This window comes from Natrinema thermotolerans (assembly GCF_031165565.1).
In the GTDB taxonomy this organism is placed as follows: Archaea; Halobacteriota; Halobacteria; order Halobacteriales; family Natrialbaceae; genus Natrinema; species Natrinema thermotolerans.
The window spans coordinates 1,337,418-1,353,367 of sequence record NZ_CP101873.1; the positions used below are offsets into that span (position 1 = coordinate 1,337,418).

The following is a 15,950-nucleotide window of genomic DNA, read 5'->3' on the forward strand; positions in this document are numbered from 1 at the left end:
GACACGAAAAAACGCGAACGCGGGAAACAGCGACGTTACTCGGCGGCGATGACGTCGTCGATACGGGCGATCATCGTCGCGGCCTCGGTCGCGCTCTCGACGGCCTCACGCTTGACGTCGGCGGGGTCGACGACGCCGTACTCGAAGGGATCGTCGATCGTGACCTCGTCACCGTCGGTGATCAGGCCCGCGCGGCCCTCGGAGTCGTGGGCGGCACGGAGGTCCACGAGCGCGTCGATGGGGTCGCGGCCGGTGTTGGCCGCGAGCGTCCGCGGGACGATGTCGACCGCGTCGGCGAAGGCCGTCACGGCGAGCTGTTTACGGCCCTCGATGCCGGCGGCTTCCTCGCGGACCTTGTCCGCGATCGCGATCTCGGTCGCGCCCGCGCCGGGGACGACCTCGCCGGACTCCAGCGCCGTCGCGACGACGTCCAAGGCGTCGCCGATGGCGCGCTCGAGTTCGTCGACGACGTGTTCGGTGCCGCCGCGAACGAAGACGGTGACCGTCTCGGCGGCCGCGCCGCCCTCGACGAACGCCAGGTCGTCGTCGCCGAAGTTCTCGGTGCGGATCCGGTCGGCGGAGCCGAGATCCTCGTCCTCGAGGTCGTCGAGGTCGCCGACGCGGCGCGCGCCGGTCGCGGAGGCGACCTGTCGGGCGTCGCTGTCGCCCAGCCCTTCGAAGACGAGAACGTCCTCGTTTGCCAGCGCGTTCGCGACGCGGTCGTGGACGTCCTCGGTCGTGAAGACGACGTCGGCCCCGCTGTCGGCGACGGCCTCGGCGTAGCCCTCGAGTTCGCCCTCTTCGGCGTCGATGGCGGCGTTGAGCTGGTCGATCGAGTCGATGGCGTACTCGGCGTCGACGTCGCCGGTCCGGACGTCGAGTTCGACGTCCAGGATGGCGATCGACGCGTCTTCGACCGCGCTCGGCATGCCGTCGTGGGCGGGCTCCTCGTCGACGACGATCCCGGGGACGAGTTCGGTCGCGTTCGAGGAGGCACCGATCTGGGTGTGAACGGTGACGTTGTCGCGGGCGACGCCCTCGTCGGTATCGACGTGGCGGATCGCCTCGACGACGGTCTCGGCCAGGGACGCGGCGGTGAGTCCGCCGGTGCCCTTGCCGGTCATGCACGACTCGGCGACCTGTCGGAGGATTTCGTCGTCGACGTCGGCCTCGTTGACCTGCTCGTCGATCGCCTCGAGGGCGATCTCGGCGGCCTCGTGGTAGCCCTCGACGATCGTCGTCGCGTGGACGTCCTGCTCGATCAGGTCCTCGGCCTCGCCCAGCAGGTTGCCGGCCAGTACCGCGGCGGTGGTCGTCCCGTCACCGACTTCCTCCTCCTGGGTGTCGGAGACTTCGACGATCATCTGGGCCGCGGGGTGTTCGATGTCCATCTCGTTCAGGATGGTCGCGCCGTCGTTGGTGATGACGACGTCCCCGCCGGAGTCGACGAGCATCTTGTCCATACCGCGGGGTCCGAGTGTGGTACGTACCGACTCGGCCACGGCCTTGCCGGCCATGATGTTGGACGACTGGGCGTCCCGACCCTGCGTTCGCTGACTATCCTCGCTCATAATGAACATGGGCTGCCCACCCATGCGTCGCTGTTGTGCCATCGTTGATCCTCACTACCTATGTCGTTAGCACTTCTATATAAGCGTTTCCCTCCTACCACCGCTCCGTCTTGCGATTGCCCGTGTGAACCGTCGACACGACGGGTCGGCGACGAGCCGGTAGGGAAATATGGGTCCGCTCGGAATGGCCGGACGAATGCTGGAGCTGGAACACGGGTTCCGCGTCGTCGACGTCGCGACGCGGCTGCCGCCGGCGGACGGGACGGGGGTGCCCAGCGTACCGACGATCACCGCGGACCGCCTCGAGCGGGAGATGCATCAGGCGGGGATCACGGGGTCGGTCGTCTTCCCACCCGCGCTTCCCGAGACGAGCTATCTCGCGCCGAACAACGGCGTCGCCAGACGCAGCGTCGACCGCCCGTTCGTCGCCTTCGCCCGGATCAACGGGACCGAGACGCCGGGGCGGACGACCACCGACCGACTGCGCAACGCCGTCAGCGGCCGCGAGGACCACCACACCTCGCCGAGCGACGTCGAGAAGTTCGCCTACGACGACCGCTTTCACGGGTTCGTCCTCGACCCCGCCGTCGATGACTACCCCGACGAGGACGTGCTGGCGGCGCTGGAGGACGTCGGCCTCCCCGTAATCGTCCGCGGCGGCGTCGACGCGCCTCCCGAGACCCTCGCCGAAACGATACTCGATCGGTCGTTCCCCGTCGTCGTCGGCCGGTTCGGCGGCCACCCGCTGAATCGGGAGCTGATGGACGAGATGATCGACCTCCTCGACGAGTACGACGACTGCTACCTCGAGACGAGTTTCGTCCGCTACCGCGAGCAGCTCGAGCGCGCCGTCCTCGAGCATCCCGACCGCGTCTTCTTCGGCAGCGGCGCGCCGGCCTGTCACCCCAACGTCGCGGTTATGGAGATCCTCACGCTGGACGTCTCCGAGGACATGCTTCGCCGTGCGTTTTCGAAAAACGCCTGTCGCGTGATCGACGCGCTCGCACCCGAGGCGGACGCCTGGAACTGAAACCGAGCGACGGCCGCGGTCCTGCCCGTTCGCGTCGGGGGTCGCGCGGTTCTCGTCGACCGCTCGGACTCCGCCCGCCGTCCGCCGACGAACGGATTTCGCCGACCTGCCACTCGACGACCGGACAGCGGCGGGTGAGCCGGCCCGCGAGGGGGCTCGCGCTTCGGGAACGAAACGCATCGGGTTTCGACACGAGTGGCCCCCGATCCGCCTGAATTATTTACCAAATATCTCTATTCCTACGTTTCAGGTGCAAGATATTGGCCGGAATCATATACCAGGTATCACGAATTGCGTATTGATCGATAAATTCATCATCGTTCATGAGCGGGAACCGACTACATGCTCGAAGGATTTCCACTGGTACTGTTGCTCGCCGCGGCGGTGGCCTTTATCATCGTCGCCACGGCGAAGTTGGATCTGCACGCGTTCCTCGCACTGCTGATCGCCGCCTACCTGACCGGTCTCGCTGCGGGGCTCGATCCCGCGGAGGTCGCCTCGCTCGTGACCGACGGCTTTGGCGGCATCCTCGGCTACATCGGGATCGTCATCGTCGCCGGGACGATCATCGGCACCTGCCTCGAGCGCTCGGGTGCCGCCATCGTCATCGCGGAGACGGTACTGGACTACGTCGGAGAGGAGTACACCACGCAGGTGATGGCGATCACGGGAAGCATCGTCTCGATTCCGGTGTTCTGTGACTCCGGGTTCGTCATTCTCTCGGGTCTGAACCGGTCGCTCGCCGAGCGATCGGGACTCTCGCTGTCGACGCTCGGCGTCGCGCTCGCGGGCGGGCTCTACGTCACGCACGTCTTCGTGCCGCCGACGCCGGGGCCGATCGCCGCGGCCGGGATCATCGGCGCGGACATCGGTCTCGTCATGCTCGCCGGACTCATCGTCAGTGCCCCCATCGTCTTCGTCGCCGCGACGTGGGCCGACAGGGTCGCCTCGAACTACCACATCGACCCCAACCCCGAGATGACGATCGAGGAGATCAAAGCCGAGTACGGGTCGATGCCCTCGCGTGCGGCATCGTTCGCCCCGCTGCTCGTGCCGATCGCGCTCATCGCGCTCGGCTCGATCGCCGCCTACCCCGAAGCGGAGAACCCGGAACTGATCACTGGAACGCTCCAGCGCTGGCTGCTGTTCCTCGGCGATCCGGCCGTCGCGCTGATCATCGGCGCGTTCATCGCCTTCGCGATCGTGCCCGACTTCACCAGCGACGTGACCGACGAGTGGGTCTCCGACGGGATCAAAAACGCCGCCGTCATCCTCGCGGTGACCGGCGCCGGCGGCGCGTTCGGCGAGGTCCTCTCGGCGCTGCCCCTCGAGAACTTCATCACCGACACGCTGGGCGGGCTCGGTATCGGCCTGCTCGCCGCGTTCGTCGTCGCCGCGGCGATGAAATCCGCGCTCGGTTCCTCGACGGTCGCGATCCTGACGACGGCGGGGCTCGTCGCACCACTGCTTGGCTCGCTGGGCCTGGACACCGAGATCGGCAAGGTCTTCACCGTTCTCGCGATCGGGGCCGGCAGCATGACTGTCAGCCACGCCAACGACTCCTACTTCTGGATCATCACGGAGTTCACCGACATGGAGACGTCGACGGCCTACCAGGCCTGGACGCTCGCGACGCTGGTACTCGGCGTCTCGAGTATCGTCTGGATCGTCGTCCTCCGAAACGTCGCGGGACTGGCCTTCTAGCGGACGACCAGTACCCGCAGGTCGTTCAGGTTCGTGCCCGTCGGCCCCGTGCAAACGAGGCTATTTCTGGACTCGAGATACGGATAGACGTCGTTGTCGGCCAGCGCCGCCCGCGCCGCGTCGGGGTCCTCGACGGTCGCTTCGTCCACCAGCGCGCCGGCCGCGTCGGTCGCGCCGTCGATGCCGTCGGTGTCGACCGCGGCGACCGCGACGTCCGTTTCCCGCTCCGCGAGCGACAGCGCCGCACTCGTCGCGAACTCCTGGTTCGGCCCGCCCGACCCGTCGCCCCGGACCGTCACCGTCGTCTCGCCGCCGGAGAGGATCACGGCCGGCGGCTCGATCGGCGTCCCGGTGGCCCGTATCTCCTCCGCGATCCCGACGTGGGTCGTCGCCGCCTCGCGGGCCTCGCCGCGGACGCGCGAGGAGAGGACGAGCGGGTCGTACCCCCGTTCGATCGCCGCGTCGCGGGCGGCCTCGAGGACGGTCATCCCGTCCGCGACGACGCGGTTCGAGACGCGCTCGAACGCCGGGTCGTCCGGCCCAGGCGTCTCGGCGACCTCGCCGGTCGCGCCGCGCTCTAAGCGCTCGCGGACGGCGTCGGGCGCGTCGATCCCGTAGCGCTCGAGAACGGCGAGCGCGTCGTCGAACGTCGACGCGTCGGGGGCGACCGGGCCGCTGGCGATCACGCTCAGATCGTTCCCGACCACGTCGCTGAGGATCACGCCGGCGACCGTCGCGGGGGCGGCCCGGCGGGCCAGCCGACCGCCTTTAAGCGCCGAGAGGTGCTTCCGGACCGCATTGATCTCGCCGATGTCGGCCCCGCTCTCGAGTAAGGCGTCGGTCGTCGACTGCAGATCGGACAGCGACACGTCGCCGGCGGGCGCGGCCATGAGCGCGCTCCCGCCGCCGGTGATCGCCGCCAGCACGAGCGTGTCCTCGCTCGCCGCGTCGGCCGCCTCGAGCAGGGCCCGCGTTCCCGCGACCCCGCGCTCGCTCGGCGTCGGATGGTCGCCCTCGCGGACCGTTACGCGGTCGGTGTCGACGGGGTCGTCCGTGACGACCACGCCGCCGTCGATCCGATCGCCCAGGATCTCCTCGAGCGCCGCGGCGACGTGGGCCGCGGCGTTGCCGCCCCCGAGGACGCGGACCTCGTCGTACGCACTGAGGTCGTAGGTCGCGTCGGCGACGCGGAGGGTCTCGCCCGCGAGCGAGACGGCCTCGCGGACGACAGTGCGTGGATGGCCCGCCTCGATGCCGGCCTCGACGCAGGCGAGCGCGGCCTCGCGGGCCTCGCTCGAGGCGAGTCGGTCGCGGTCCTCGATCACGTCTGTCCACCCCGGGCGGCGCGCGGTCGCGGACCGGCGTCGGCGCTCGCGGTTCGATCGGCGGCTCCCGTCGCTGTCATGTGTGAGCAGTCAGTCGCGACGGGCTAAAACTCGCGGATTCGATGCGCTTCGTGTCAGGCCGCTCGCGGGAATCGGGCGGACGGACGTGTCGGCCGGTTGTCTTTATACGGCGGGCCGCGGACTAGTCGACCATGAGCCCCACCCTGTCCCTTCGACCGCTGCTCGAGGACGAGTGTTGGCGGGCCGGACTCGTCGGTGGCGTGGCCGCCCTCCCGTTCACGACCGCCGCCTACGTCCGGACGGGAAGCGAACTCGCGCTCGGTCCGGTGTTCGTCGCCGGCCTCATCGCCGGCTATCTCGTCGCCGACCCGTCGGCGCGCGCTCGAGCCGCGAACAGAGCGGGCGTCATCGGCGTGCTGCCGGGGCTGTGGATGGTCGCCGACGTCCTGGTCTTCATCGCGACCGAAGTGGAACCGTCGGTGCTGGCGCGCGCAGCCGCCGTCGGCTTTCTAACGCTGTTTACCGCGTTGCTGTTCGGAATAGCCGTCGTACTCGCCGCCATCGGCGCGCGGGTCGGCGGCTGGCTGCGCGCGAAGACCCACTGGCTGCGCCCGGCCGGAATCACGATGTGAGAAGTGCTGGTCGCGCTCGCGCTCAGTCGTGTTTGAACGACCGCTGGCCCGTAAACGCCATCGCGGCATCCACCTTTTTCCACTCGGGTTCACTCCCGATGGTCGCTCACCCCTCGTGCAAAAATCTGGACCAAAAAGCCGCTCACTCACTACGTTCGCTCGCGGTTCTAATCGTGCCGGAACGACCGCTGACCCGTAAACGCCATCGCGGCATCCACCTTTTTCCACTCGGGTTCACTCCCGATGGTCGCTCACCCCTCGTGCAAAAACCTGGACCAAAAAGCCGCTCACTCACTACGTTCGCTCGCGGTTCTAATCGTGCCGGAACGACCGCTGACCCGTAAACGCCATCGCGGCATCCACCTTTTTCCACTCGGGTTCACTCCCGATGGTCGCTCACCCCTCGTGCAAAAACCTGGACCAAAAAGCCGCTCACTCACTACGTTCGCTCGCGGTTCTAATCGTGCCGGAACGACCGCTGACCCGTAAACGCCATCGCGGCATCCACCTTTTTCCACTCGGGTTCACTCCCGATGGTCGCTCACCCCTCGTGCAAAAACCTGGACCAAAAAGCCGCTCACTCACTACGTTCGCTCGCGGTTCTAATCGTGCCGGAACGACCGCTGACCCGTAAACGCCATCGCGGCATCCACCTTTTTCCACTCGGGTTCACTCCCGATGGTCGCTCACCCCTCGTGCAAAAACCTGGACCAAAAAGCCGCTCACTCACTACGTTCGCTCGCGGTTCTAATCGTGCCGGAACGACCGCTGACCCGTAAACGCCATCGCGGCATCCACCTTTTTCCACTCGGGTTCACTCCCGATGGTCGCTCACCCCTCGTGCAAAAACCTGGACCAAAAAGCCGCTCACTCACTACGTTCGCTCGCGGTTCTAATCGTGCCGGAACGACCGCTGACCCGTAAACGCCATCGCCATCCCGTGTTCGTCCGCGGCCTCGATCACGTCCTCGTCGTTGACCGAGCCGCCGGGCTGAATCACCGCCTCGATGCCCGCCTCGGCGGCCTCTTCGATGCCGTCCGGGAACGGGAAGAACGCGTCCGAGGCCATCACCGCGCCCTCGGCGTCCTTTCCTTCGGCGTGTTCGTTGGCCTTCATCGCCGCCAGTCGGACCGCGTCGACGCGGGAGACCTGTCCCATGCCGATACCGACCGTCTCCGTGCCGTCGGCGAAGAGGATGCCGTTGGACTTGACGTGTTTCAGGGTCTGCCACGCGAAGACCATCGTCTCGAGTTCCTCGTCGGTGGGCTCGCGCTCGGTGACGACCTCGAGGTCGTCGGCCGCGATCGACTGGAGGTCGCGTTCCTGGACCAGTCGACCGCCGACCAGCGGCTTCTCGGTGAAGCGCTCGGTCCGCTCGCCGAGTTCGCCCACGTCCAGCACGCGCAGGTTGTCCTTCTCGAAGAGGACCTCGAGGGCGTCGTCGGTGTAACCGGGCGCGACGACGACTTCCTTGAACGAGTCGATGATCTGTTCCGCGGTGGCGGCGTCACACTCCCGGTTGAGCGCGACGATGCCGCCAAAGGCGCTCATCGGGTCCGTCGAGAGGGCCTTCTCGTACGCGTCAGAGAGCGAGTCGGCGGTCGCACAGCCCGCCGGGTTGGTGTGTTTGATGACCGCTGCTGCGGGCTCGTCGAACTCCTTGATGAGGTTCAGGGCGCCGTCGGCGTCGTTGTAGTTGTTGTACGAGAGCCCCTTCGCACCCTCGTTCAACTGGTCGGCGTGGACGACGCTGGCCTCGTCGGTGGTGTAGTCGGTGTAGACTGCCGCATCCTGATGGGGGTTTTCCCCGTAGCGGAGCGTGTCCGCGCGATCGTCCGAGACGACGCGCCGACTCGGCAAGCCATCGTGATCGGCGTCGTCGACGCCGGCCACGTCAGCATCGACAGTGACCTCGCCCGCCTCGAGGTCGACGTCTACTGCACCTTCAGCGAACCACTTGACCGCCCGCGGGTAGGCGCGGAACTCGCCCTCGTAGAGGACTCGCTCTTTGAGGTCGGCCTCGTCGTCGCCCTCGTAGACCGGGATCGGCTCCTGCGTGACGATCGGACCGGCGTCGACATCGTCCTCGACGACCGCGCCGTCCTCGTCGGTCGCGTCCGTGACGACGTGGACCGTACAGCCCGTGACCGAGACGCCCGCCTCGAGCGCGTCGCCCCAGGCGTCCATGCCGGGGAACGACGGCAACAGGGCGGGGTGAACGTTCAGCGTGGTGGGTGCTTCCTCGAGGAACGTCTCCGAGAGGATCCGCATGTAGCCGTCCAGACAGACGAGGTCGAACTCGTAGTCCGAGAGAGCCTCGAGGACCGCCTCCTCGTGATCGCGGCGGTCCATGTCGTCCTCGAGCGGGACGACTTCGGTCGGGATCCCGCGCTCGGCCGCGCCCTCCAGCACCGGTGCGTCCGGATCGGTCGCGAGGATCACGGCGAACGCGGCCCCGCCCGGCGCTCGGTCTGCGATGTTCAACAGGTTGCGCCCTCGGTTGCCGGCCATCCCGGCGATTCGCGTCATGGTCGGATGCCCGCCCGCGAGGGGCAAAGCCGTTGCGGTCTCGATCCCCGTGATATGCACGGACGTGTATTATTCCGGTAGTATTTCCGAATCGGGCCCTCGAGATATACACGCTCGTGGCCCTGTGTGGGTCGCGGTTTCGATACGCTTTTGCACCGCGCTGGAAAGAGTCGCACAATGACCGATACCGACGCCCTGTACGCCGTCTCGCCGCTGGACGGTCGGTACGACGGACGGACCGCACCGCTGTCGCCGTACGCGAGCGAGGCCGCCTTGATGCGGGCCCGCGTTCGCGTCGAGGTCGAGTACCTGATCGCGCTCGCCGACCTCGAGGCGACGCCGCTGGAACTCGGCCTCGAGGAACGCGAGGAGCTACGAGGGCTCTACAAGCACTTCGCCGAGGAGGACGCCGAACTGATCAAGAAACTCGAGACCGAGGGCCACGCCGGCTTCGAGGCGACCAACCACGACGTCAAAGCCGTCGAGTACTTCGTGCGCCACCGACTGCCCGAGGGCAGCGACGCTTCGGCGTGGATCCACTTCGGGCTGACCAGCGAGGACGTGAACAACCTCGCCCATCGGCTGCTGGTCCGCGACGCCGTCGACGAGGTGTTGCTGCCCGAACTGTACGGCGTCCGCGACACGCTGGCCGAGATGGCTCGCGACTACCGCGACCTCCCGATGCTGGCCCGGACCCACGGCCAGCCAGCGACGCCGACGACCTTCGGCAAGGAGATGGCCGTCTACGCCTCGCGGCTGGGTCGTGCGACCGGCCGAATCCGGCAAGCGACCGACGACCTGCGCGGCAAACTCGGCGGCGCGTCGGGTACCTACGCGGCCCACGTCGCCGCCTATCCCGACGTCGACTGGCAGGACTTCGCCGAGGCGTTCGTCACGGAACTGGGCCTCGAGTTCGAACCGCTCACGACGCAGGTCAACCCCTGTGACGACCTCGCGGCGCTGTTCGATGCGTTCCGCGGGGCCAACGACGTTCTGCTCGATCTCGATCTGGACATGTGGCTCTACGTCTCCGATCGCTACCTCGGACAGGAGGCCGTCGAGGGCGAGACCGGCTCCTCGACGATGCCCCACAAAGTCAACCCGATCGACTTCGAGAACAGCGAGGGGAACCTCTCGAAGGCGAACTCGGATCTGACCTTCCTCGCCGACTACGTCACCACCTCCCGGCTCCAGCGGGACCTCTCGGACTCGACGGTCAAGCGAAACATCGGCGGGGCCTTCGCCCACTGCCTGATCGCCTACGGCAAGACCGCCGCCGGCCTCTCGAAGGTCGTGCCGAACGAGCAGGTCATGCGCGACGACCTCGAGGCCACCCCCGAGATCATCGGCGAGGCCGTCCAGACGGTCCTCCGGCGCGAGGGCCAGGAAGACGCCTACGAGCGCGTCAAGGCCGTCACCCGGGGCAAGGACGTCACCCTCGAGGACTTCCGCGAGATGTTCGACGACCTCGAGGTCGATGAGAGCGTCCGCGAGGAACTGCACGCGCTGACGCCGGCCGGGTACACGGGCATGGCGAGCGAGTTGGTCGACGGCCTCGAGTGAGACGCCCTCCCGGACTGGGGCTCCGGCACGCCGTTCCGAGACCGTGACTGTATAGGTCCCCCTCGAGGGACCGTCGGTATGGAGTATCTGCTCTGGGTGATCGTCGCCCTCGTGGCGTACGGGTTGATGGCACCGCTGACGAGTTTCGTGACGAAGGAGGTTCCGCCCGCGGTCGCGCTCTTTCTCTCGACGACGATCTTCCTCTGTCTGACGGCGGTCGTCCTCCTGGTGTCCGGGACGGGCCAGCCGGCCGACGTGACGACGCCCTCGGCGGGGATCGTCTACGTCGCCGGCCTCTTCCTCTCGACGGGGATCCTCGCGTACTATCAGGCCTTAGAGCAGGGACCGGTCAGCGTCGTCGTGCCGATTTACGGCCTCTTTATCGTCGGGAGTTCGATCGTCGGTATCGCCGCACTGGGCGAGGAACTGACCGCGACGCGGGCGGCCGGGATCGCCGTCGCGACGGCGGCGATCTACCTCGCCGCGGGAGGTGAGGAATAATGCGCCGATACCTCGAGCTATCGGTCCTCGCCTGTCTGGCCTACAGTCTGGTCGCGCCGCTGCTCTCGATCGCGATGACCGATCTGCCGAGTTCCCTCGCCGTGTTCCTCTCGAACTCGGTGATGTTCGTCACCGTCGGCCTCGTCGTCCGCTATCGTGGCCACCCCGTGCGGCCGTATCTGCACCACCCCCGCACCCCGTACATCCTCGCGATGGGCGTGTTGCTGACGATCGGATTGCTGACCTACTACCGGGCGCTCGCGCTCGGCCCGGTGAGCATCGTCGTCCCGATTTACGGCCTGTTCATCGTAGTCAGTTCCCTGATCGGGATCGTCGCCTTCGACGAGACCGTCACACCGCGTAAACTCGCCGCCATCGCACTGAGCGTGGTCGCGATCGCGCTGATGTCGGTCTGACGCCGGGGACGAGACACCGTCACGACGGGCGAACAGTTCACCGAGAAAACAGTTATTGTGCGTGCCGGGCCAATTGACACACATGCGAACCGCACTCCGCTATCACGCGTCCATGGCCATTATCGGCGGCACGCTCGGTTTCATGGGATTGTCGACGCTCGCGTCGGGGACCACCTCCATTCCGGCCGTTTTGCTCTCGATCGGCGGCGTCGGGATGGTACTGGCGACGGCCTACCAGGTCACGATCGCCGACGATCCCTCGATCCCCGACGACCGGGTAGTAACCGTCGTGACGGTCGGTGCGATCCTCACCGTTCTCGGGGGACTCCTCACGTTGCTGTCCTGACGCCGCGCAGAGAATCGAATCGTACCGCCCTATTCGACCAGTTCCGATAGCGTCGCCTCGAGCGCTCGGGCAGCCTTCCGAACGGCCTCGAGCCGCACGTACTCCCGTGGCGCGTGTGCGACGGCCCCCTCGTCGTCGGCGAGGACGCCGGGGCCGAAGACAACCGTTGGGGCGTCGGCGGCGAAGTAGGACGCTTCCGTCGCCGCGGTGAACGGTCGGATCTCGCCGCCAGCGGCGTCCGCAAGCGTTCGCGCAACCGGCGCGTCGGGATCGGTGTCCCAGGCCTCGAGGAACGGCGTCGGTCGGTCGGTAAAGCGAAAGTCGAGGCCGACATCGTCGGGGACGGCAGCCCGCAGGTGCGCGGTCAGCGATTCGTGGAACTCGTCGGCCGTCTCCGGGGGGACGCTCCGGCGGTCGACGGTCAATGCGGCGTCTGCCGGCACCTGATTCGTCGCCTCACCGCCCTCGACGACGGTCGGAGTCAGCGTCGCCGCACCGAGTTGCGGATGGGTCGGCGGCGCGTCGGCGCGCTCGCCGAAGGTCCGGACCGCCTCGAGGACGCCCTCGAGGGCGGCGACGGCATTGGTTCCGGTCTCGGGTTCGGCGGCGTGGGCGTTGGCACCCGAAAGGTGGATCGTTCCCTGGAACCGGCCCTTGGCGGCCGTACAGACGTCGAGATCGGTTGGTTCGCCGACGATTACGGCGTCGGCGTCCGCGGTGGGCGACGCCTCGCCGGAGACGAGCGCGTACGCGCCCGTCGAGAGGACTTCCTCGTCGGGGGTGACCGCGAGCGTGACGCGGTCATCGGTCGGCTCGACCGCGAAAAAGGCCGACAACAGCGCCGCGAGCGGTCCCTTCGCGTCACAGGAGCCCCGTCCGCGGATCACCTCGCCGCCGTCGGCCTCGGGCGCATCCGGGTCGCGCTCGTAAGGGACGTGGGGCGAGACCGTGTCGATGTGGGTGTTCAACACGACGTGGCTGTCGGCGTCGGCCGCCGGCGGTCCGCGACTCGCCAGCACGTTTCCGGCGTCGTCGACGCGGGGGTCGACCCCGTGGGTCTCGAGCGTCTCACGGAGGAACGCCCGCATCGGGCCGACGTCCTCGTGGGAGGCGTGCTGGACCGCCGTCTCGAGGAACGCGATGGGGTCGAACTCGCCGTCGCCGTCGGGGCCGCTCGCGGTCGGCTCGTCCCCGCTCATCGATGGCTCCCGTTCACAGTTCGGTCGGCGATCGGACGGCTACCTCGCCGTCGAACTCGTGTTCGACGGGGCCGGCGAGCGTCGCGTTCCCTCGGTCGTTGAAGCTCACCTGCAGGTCCCCGCCCGGCGGTCGGACCTCGACCGGATCGGCGTCGGTCAGTCCGAGCCGTCGCGCGACGACCGCGATGGCGACCGCACCGGTGCCACAGGAGTCGGTCTCGTCCTCGACGCCGCGTTCGTAGGTCCGCTGGTCGAAGCCGCCCTCGCCGTCGGGGCTGGCGATCGTGACGTTCGTCCCGACGGGGAACGCGTCGGCATAGCGGACCCGCGGCGCGACGGTCTGGAGGTCGACGTCGTCGACGTCGTCGACGAAGCTCACGGCGTGGGGAACGCCGGTGTTGACCATCGTCACCTCGAGGCCTTCGATCTCCTCCTCGAAGACCGGTTCGTCGGCCCTGACGGGGACCTCTTCGGGGTCGAACGTCGGGGTCCCCATCTCGATGATGATCCCGTCGTCGGTCCGGTCCGCGCGCAGGGTGCCGGCCTGCGTGTCGATCATGACGCTGTCGGCTCCGGTCCGATCCATGGCCCAGTCGGCCGCACAGCGCGCGCCGTTGCCACACATCGGCGCGGTCGCGCCGTCGGGCTGGACCAGCGTCATCACGACGCGGGGCGGGTTGAACCGCTCCTCGAGGGCGAGATAGAGGATCCCGTCGGCACCGACGCCGTCGTCGCGGTCGCACTCGCGTTCGGCGAGCGCACCCCGATTGGGGACGTACTCGTCAGCCTGGATGATTAGAAAGTCGTTGCCGGTGCCGTGGTACTTCTGGAATGGGACGCTCATCGTACTTGGTCGTTGTCGGTGTCGGTCGCTCGGTCGTGGTCGTTCTTTCGATCCGCCGGTGCAGTATGGCTCGCCTCGCGCTCTCGCGGTGACTCGCTCACGGGTCGTTCCGCCCCGCTCTTTCATCGAGGCGCTCACTTCGGTCGCGCCTCGCACCGCTCGAGGTATCCGAGACGCCCCGCGCCTCGCGTTCGGGGCGGGTCACGTCGGTGACCGTCTCACGACGGCGGGCGAGTCGCGCCTGGCCGTCCGCGAGGACGATCGACGCGGGTCGAGGTCTGGTGTTGTACTGGTTCGCCATTTCGTAGCCGTAGGCCCCCGCATTGCCGATCGCGAGGATGTCCGCACGTTCGCTTGCTGGTAGTTCACGCTCGGCACAGAAAACGTCGCCGCTCTCGCAGATGGGGCCGGCGACGGTCTGCGGAACGATCTCGCGCCCGGCGGCGTCGGTCGCATCGCGATCGCTCGAGCCGTCGCCCGCCGTCTCGGCGGTCAGGTTTCGGATCGGGTGGTAGGCGTCGTACATCGCCGGCCGGAGCAGGGTCGTCATCCCGGCGTCGACGCCGGTAACGGTCGTCTCGCGGGCTTCCTTGACCGTGTTCACTTCGGTCAGCAACACGCCCGCGTCCGCGACGAAGTAGCGGCCGGGCTCGATCGTCAGGTCGGCATCGACGTCACCCAGCGCCTCGCGGGTCGCGTTGGCAACCGACTCGAGATCCAGCGGGCCCTCGTCCTCGCGGTAGGGCACCCCGAAGCCGCCGCCGACGTCGACGAACTCGAGGCCGCCGACGGCCTCGCGCGCCTCACGGGTCGCTTCGCTCCCCGTTCGGCTATCCGAGGCGCGTAGCGCCTCGCTCACGTCCCGCGCGAGATCACCCATCCGCGCGACGAACTCCCGGTGGGCCTCGAGTTGGTCGCTCGAGACGCCGGAGCCGACGTGAGCGTGGATCCCGACGACGTCGAAGCCGCGGTCGGCGGCGTCGGTCAGCACGTCGACGGCCCGCTCGGCGGGGACGCCGAACTTCGCGGCCGCACCGGTTTTGACCTTCTCGTGGTGACCCGCGCCGATGCCCGGATTCACGCGCAGGCAGAGCCGGCCGTCGTAGCCGCGCTCCTCGAGGCGATCGATCGTGTCCGTGGAGCCGGCGGTGACGGTCAGCTCCGGCTCGTCGGCCCAGGCGTCGACGATCCAGTCGAGATCCCGCGCCGGCGGGTTGACCGCCGTGTAGTGGATCTCCGACCCGGCCGCGCCCGCCTCGAGCGCGCGCTGGACCTCGCCGGCGGAGGCACACTCGAGGCCCGCCCCCGCCTCGTGGAGCGTCGAGAGAACGTCCCCCAGCGCGTTGGCTTTCACCGCGTACAGGATCTCGGCGTCGGGAAAGGCGGTCTCGAGGCGGCGGTAGTTCTCCCGGACCCGCTCGAGATCGAGGACGTACAGCGGCGAGCCGTAGTCCTCGACGAGCGTGTGTAGTTCGGCCGCGTCCCAGTCGGAGAGGCGGCGGACGGGCACCGAAGCCGCGGCGTCAGTCATTGGTACCTCAAAGTGAGCGAGAGGATTCAAGCGTTTGGGTTCTCCGCTACTCCGATTCCCGTTCTTCTATCGCGATCCGATCGTCCGTCACGTCGTCGATCGATTCGTCCGACGAAACGATCGGATCTGCCTCCGCGTAGGCGACGTGGTACGCATCGAAGGCTGTGAGACCGTCTTCTTCCATATAGTCCGCCGCCTGAAACAGGACGTCCTCGTCTTCGGGGATAGTCGCGATTTCGAGCGCGGACGTGAGCGCTTCCATCCGATCGAACTCGAACCGGTCCGAGATCACGAGCAGTTCGAGCAGCGTCGCCCGCGAGGTGTAGATTTCCCCCTCGTTCTCGAGCGCGATCTCGGCTGCCCGATCCTGCAGCCAGTCGTCGTCTTTCACCAACGCGATGAAGAAGTCGATATCGGCGTATATCATCTGACCCTAGTCACTCGCGTCGTCTATCGCGTCCGTTCGAGCGTTCTCGCGTGCCTCGCGCTTGATCTCGTCGATCGATCTGCCGTCGAAGGCGTCACCGACGGCATCGCGGAGGCCCTCGATCGGGTCGTCGTTCAACGGGATCAGTTCGATCCGATCCTCGAGTTCGACGACGCGGTATCGGTCGCCGTGTCTCTCACGGATCTCGTGGGGGATGACGATGCGACCTCGATCGTCGGCTTCGGCTCGTTTGCTCATTACGATCCACTACTGGGGGAACGACCAAAAGTCCTCCCACGATCTCCTGTGG

At 67.6% G+C, this 15,950-nt stretch carries 15 protein-coding genes; 7 read left to right on the forward strand and 8 right to left on the reverse strand.

Features of this window, described 5'->3' with window-relative positions; genetic code table 11:
- Positions 1–35: 35 nt before the first annotated feature.
- Entirely contained in the window at positions 36–1,580 is a 1,545-nt protein-coding gene (gene thsA, locus NP511_RS06880; protein ID WP_049964933.1) for a thermosome subunit alpha, read from the reverse strand.
- A 187-nt stretch (positions 1,581–1,767) separates the two neighbouring features.
- Between thsA and NP511_RS06885 the strand changes: the two genes are divergently transcribed.
- Both NP511_RS06885 and NP511_RS06890 read left to right on the forward strand, forming a co-directional pair.
- Positions 1,768–2,601 (forward strand): amidohydrolase family protein, encoded by an 834-nt coding sequence (locus NP511_RS06885; RefSeq protein WP_049905825.1) that lies wholly within the window; start codon positions 1,768–1,770, stop codon positions 2,599–2,601.
- Between the two features lie 342 nt (positions 2,602–2,943).
- Positions 2,944–4,305, forward strand: coding sequence for a GntP family permease (locus NP511_RS06890; protein ID WP_049964934.1), 1,362 nt, complete (start codon positions 2,944–2,946; stop codon positions 4,303–4,305).
- Here NP511_RS06890 and NP511_RS06895 read toward each other — a convergent pair.
- Positions 4,302–5,630: a glycerate kinase type-2 family protein gene (locus NP511_RS06895; protein WP_049964935.1), complete on the reverse strand. Its 1,329-nt coding sequence runs from the start codon at positions 5,628–5,630 to the stop codon at positions 4,302–4,304. The two genes, NP511_RS06890 and NP511_RS06895, sit on opposite strands and share 4 nt — an antisense overlap.
- A gap of 212 nt (positions 5,631–5,842) precedes the next feature.
- Here NP511_RS06895 and NP511_RS06900 point away from each other — a divergent pair, with 212 nt between their 5' ends.
- Positions 5,843–6,283, forward strand: coding sequence for a DUF5518 domain-containing protein (locus NP511_RS06900; protein ID WP_049964936.1), 441 nt, complete (start codon positions 5,843–5,845; stop codon positions 6,281–6,283).
- Positions 6,284–7,175: 892 nt separating this feature from the next.
- Here the strand turns inward: NP511_RS06900 and purH are convergent.
- Positions 7,176–8,813: a bifunctional phosphoribosylaminoimidazolecarboxamide formyltransferase/IMP cyclohydrolase gene (gene purH, locus NP511_RS06905; protein ID WP_136396860.1), complete on the reverse strand. Its 1,638-nt coding sequence runs from the start codon at positions 8,811–8,813 to the stop codon at positions 7,176–7,178.
- A 177-nt stretch (positions 8,814–8,990) separates the two neighbouring features.
- Between purH and purB the strand changes: the two genes are divergently transcribed.
- The 4 genes from purB (at position 8,991) to NP511_RS06925 (ending at position 11,639) form a co-directional block, all read left to right on the forward strand.
- Positions 8,991–10,376, forward strand: coding sequence for an adenylosuccinate lyase (gene purB, locus NP511_RS06910; RefSeq protein WP_049964959.1), 1,386 nt, complete (start codon positions 8,991–8,993; stop codon positions 10,374–10,376).
- Between the two features lie 78 nt (positions 10,377–10,454).
- On the forward strand, positions 10,455–10,877 hold the full coding sequence (locus NP511_RS06915; RefSeq protein WP_049964960.1) for an EamA family transporter: 423 nt from the start codon (positions 10,455–10,457) through the stop codon (positions 10,875–10,877).
- Positions 10,877–11,293: an EamA family transporter gene (locus NP511_RS06920; RefSeq protein WP_006181407.1), complete on the forward strand. Its 417-nt coding sequence runs from the start codon at positions 10,877–10,879 to the stop codon at positions 11,291–11,293. Before NP511_RS06915 ends, NP511_RS06920 begins: the two co-directional genes overlap by 1 nt.
- Positions 11,294–11,375: 82 nt before the next feature.
- Positions 11,376–11,639 (forward strand): hypothetical protein, encoded by a 264-nt coding sequence (locus NP511_RS06925; RefSeq protein ID WP_006650144.1) that lies wholly within the window; start codon positions 11,376–11,378, stop codon positions 11,637–11,639.
- Positions 11,640–11,668: 29 nt separating this feature from the next.
- On the opposite strand, the gene NP511_RS06930 is transcribed toward NP511_RS06925, so the two are convergent.
- The 5 genes from NP511_RS06930 to NP511_RS06950 all read right to left on the reverse strand — a co-directional run bounded on the left by NP511_RS06930 (position 11,669) and on the right by NP511_RS06950 (position 15,898).
- Complete coding sequence (locus NP511_RS06930) at positions 11,669–12,838, reverse strand: M20 family metallopeptidase (RefSeq protein ID WP_049964961.1); 1,170 nt, start codon at positions 12,836–12,838, stop codon at positions 11,669–11,671.
- A 13-nt stretch (positions 12,839–12,851) separates the two neighbouring features.
- Positions 12,852–13,682 (reverse strand): diaminopimelate epimerase, encoded by an 831-nt coding sequence (gene dapF / locus NP511_RS06935; protein WP_006650142.1) that lies wholly within the window; start codon positions 13,680–13,682, stop codon positions 12,852–12,854.
- A gap of 97 nt (positions 13,683–13,779) precedes the next feature.
- On the reverse strand, positions 13,780–15,213 hold the full coding sequence (gene lysA, locus NP511_RS06940) for a diaminopimelate decarboxylase (protein ID WP_049964962.1): 1,434 nt from the start codon (positions 15,211–15,213) through the stop codon (positions 13,780–13,782).
- Positions 15,214–15,259: 46 nt separating this feature from the next.
- The gene (locus NP511_RS06945) at positions 15,260–15,640 is read right to left on the reverse strand and encodes a type II toxin-antitoxin system VapC family toxin (RefSeq protein ID WP_049964963.1); all 381 of its coding nucleotides are present in this window, start codon (positions 15,638–15,640) and stop codon (positions 15,260–15,262) included.
- A gap of 6 nt (positions 15,641–15,646) precedes the next feature.
- Positions 15,647–15,898 (reverse strand): AbrB/MazE/SpoVT family DNA-binding domain-containing protein, encoded by a 252-nt coding sequence (locus tag NP511_RS06950; protein ID WP_049964964.1) that lies wholly within the window; start codon positions 15,896–15,898, stop codon positions 15,647–15,649.
- Between the last annotated feature and the right edge of the window lie 52 nt (positions 15,899–15,950).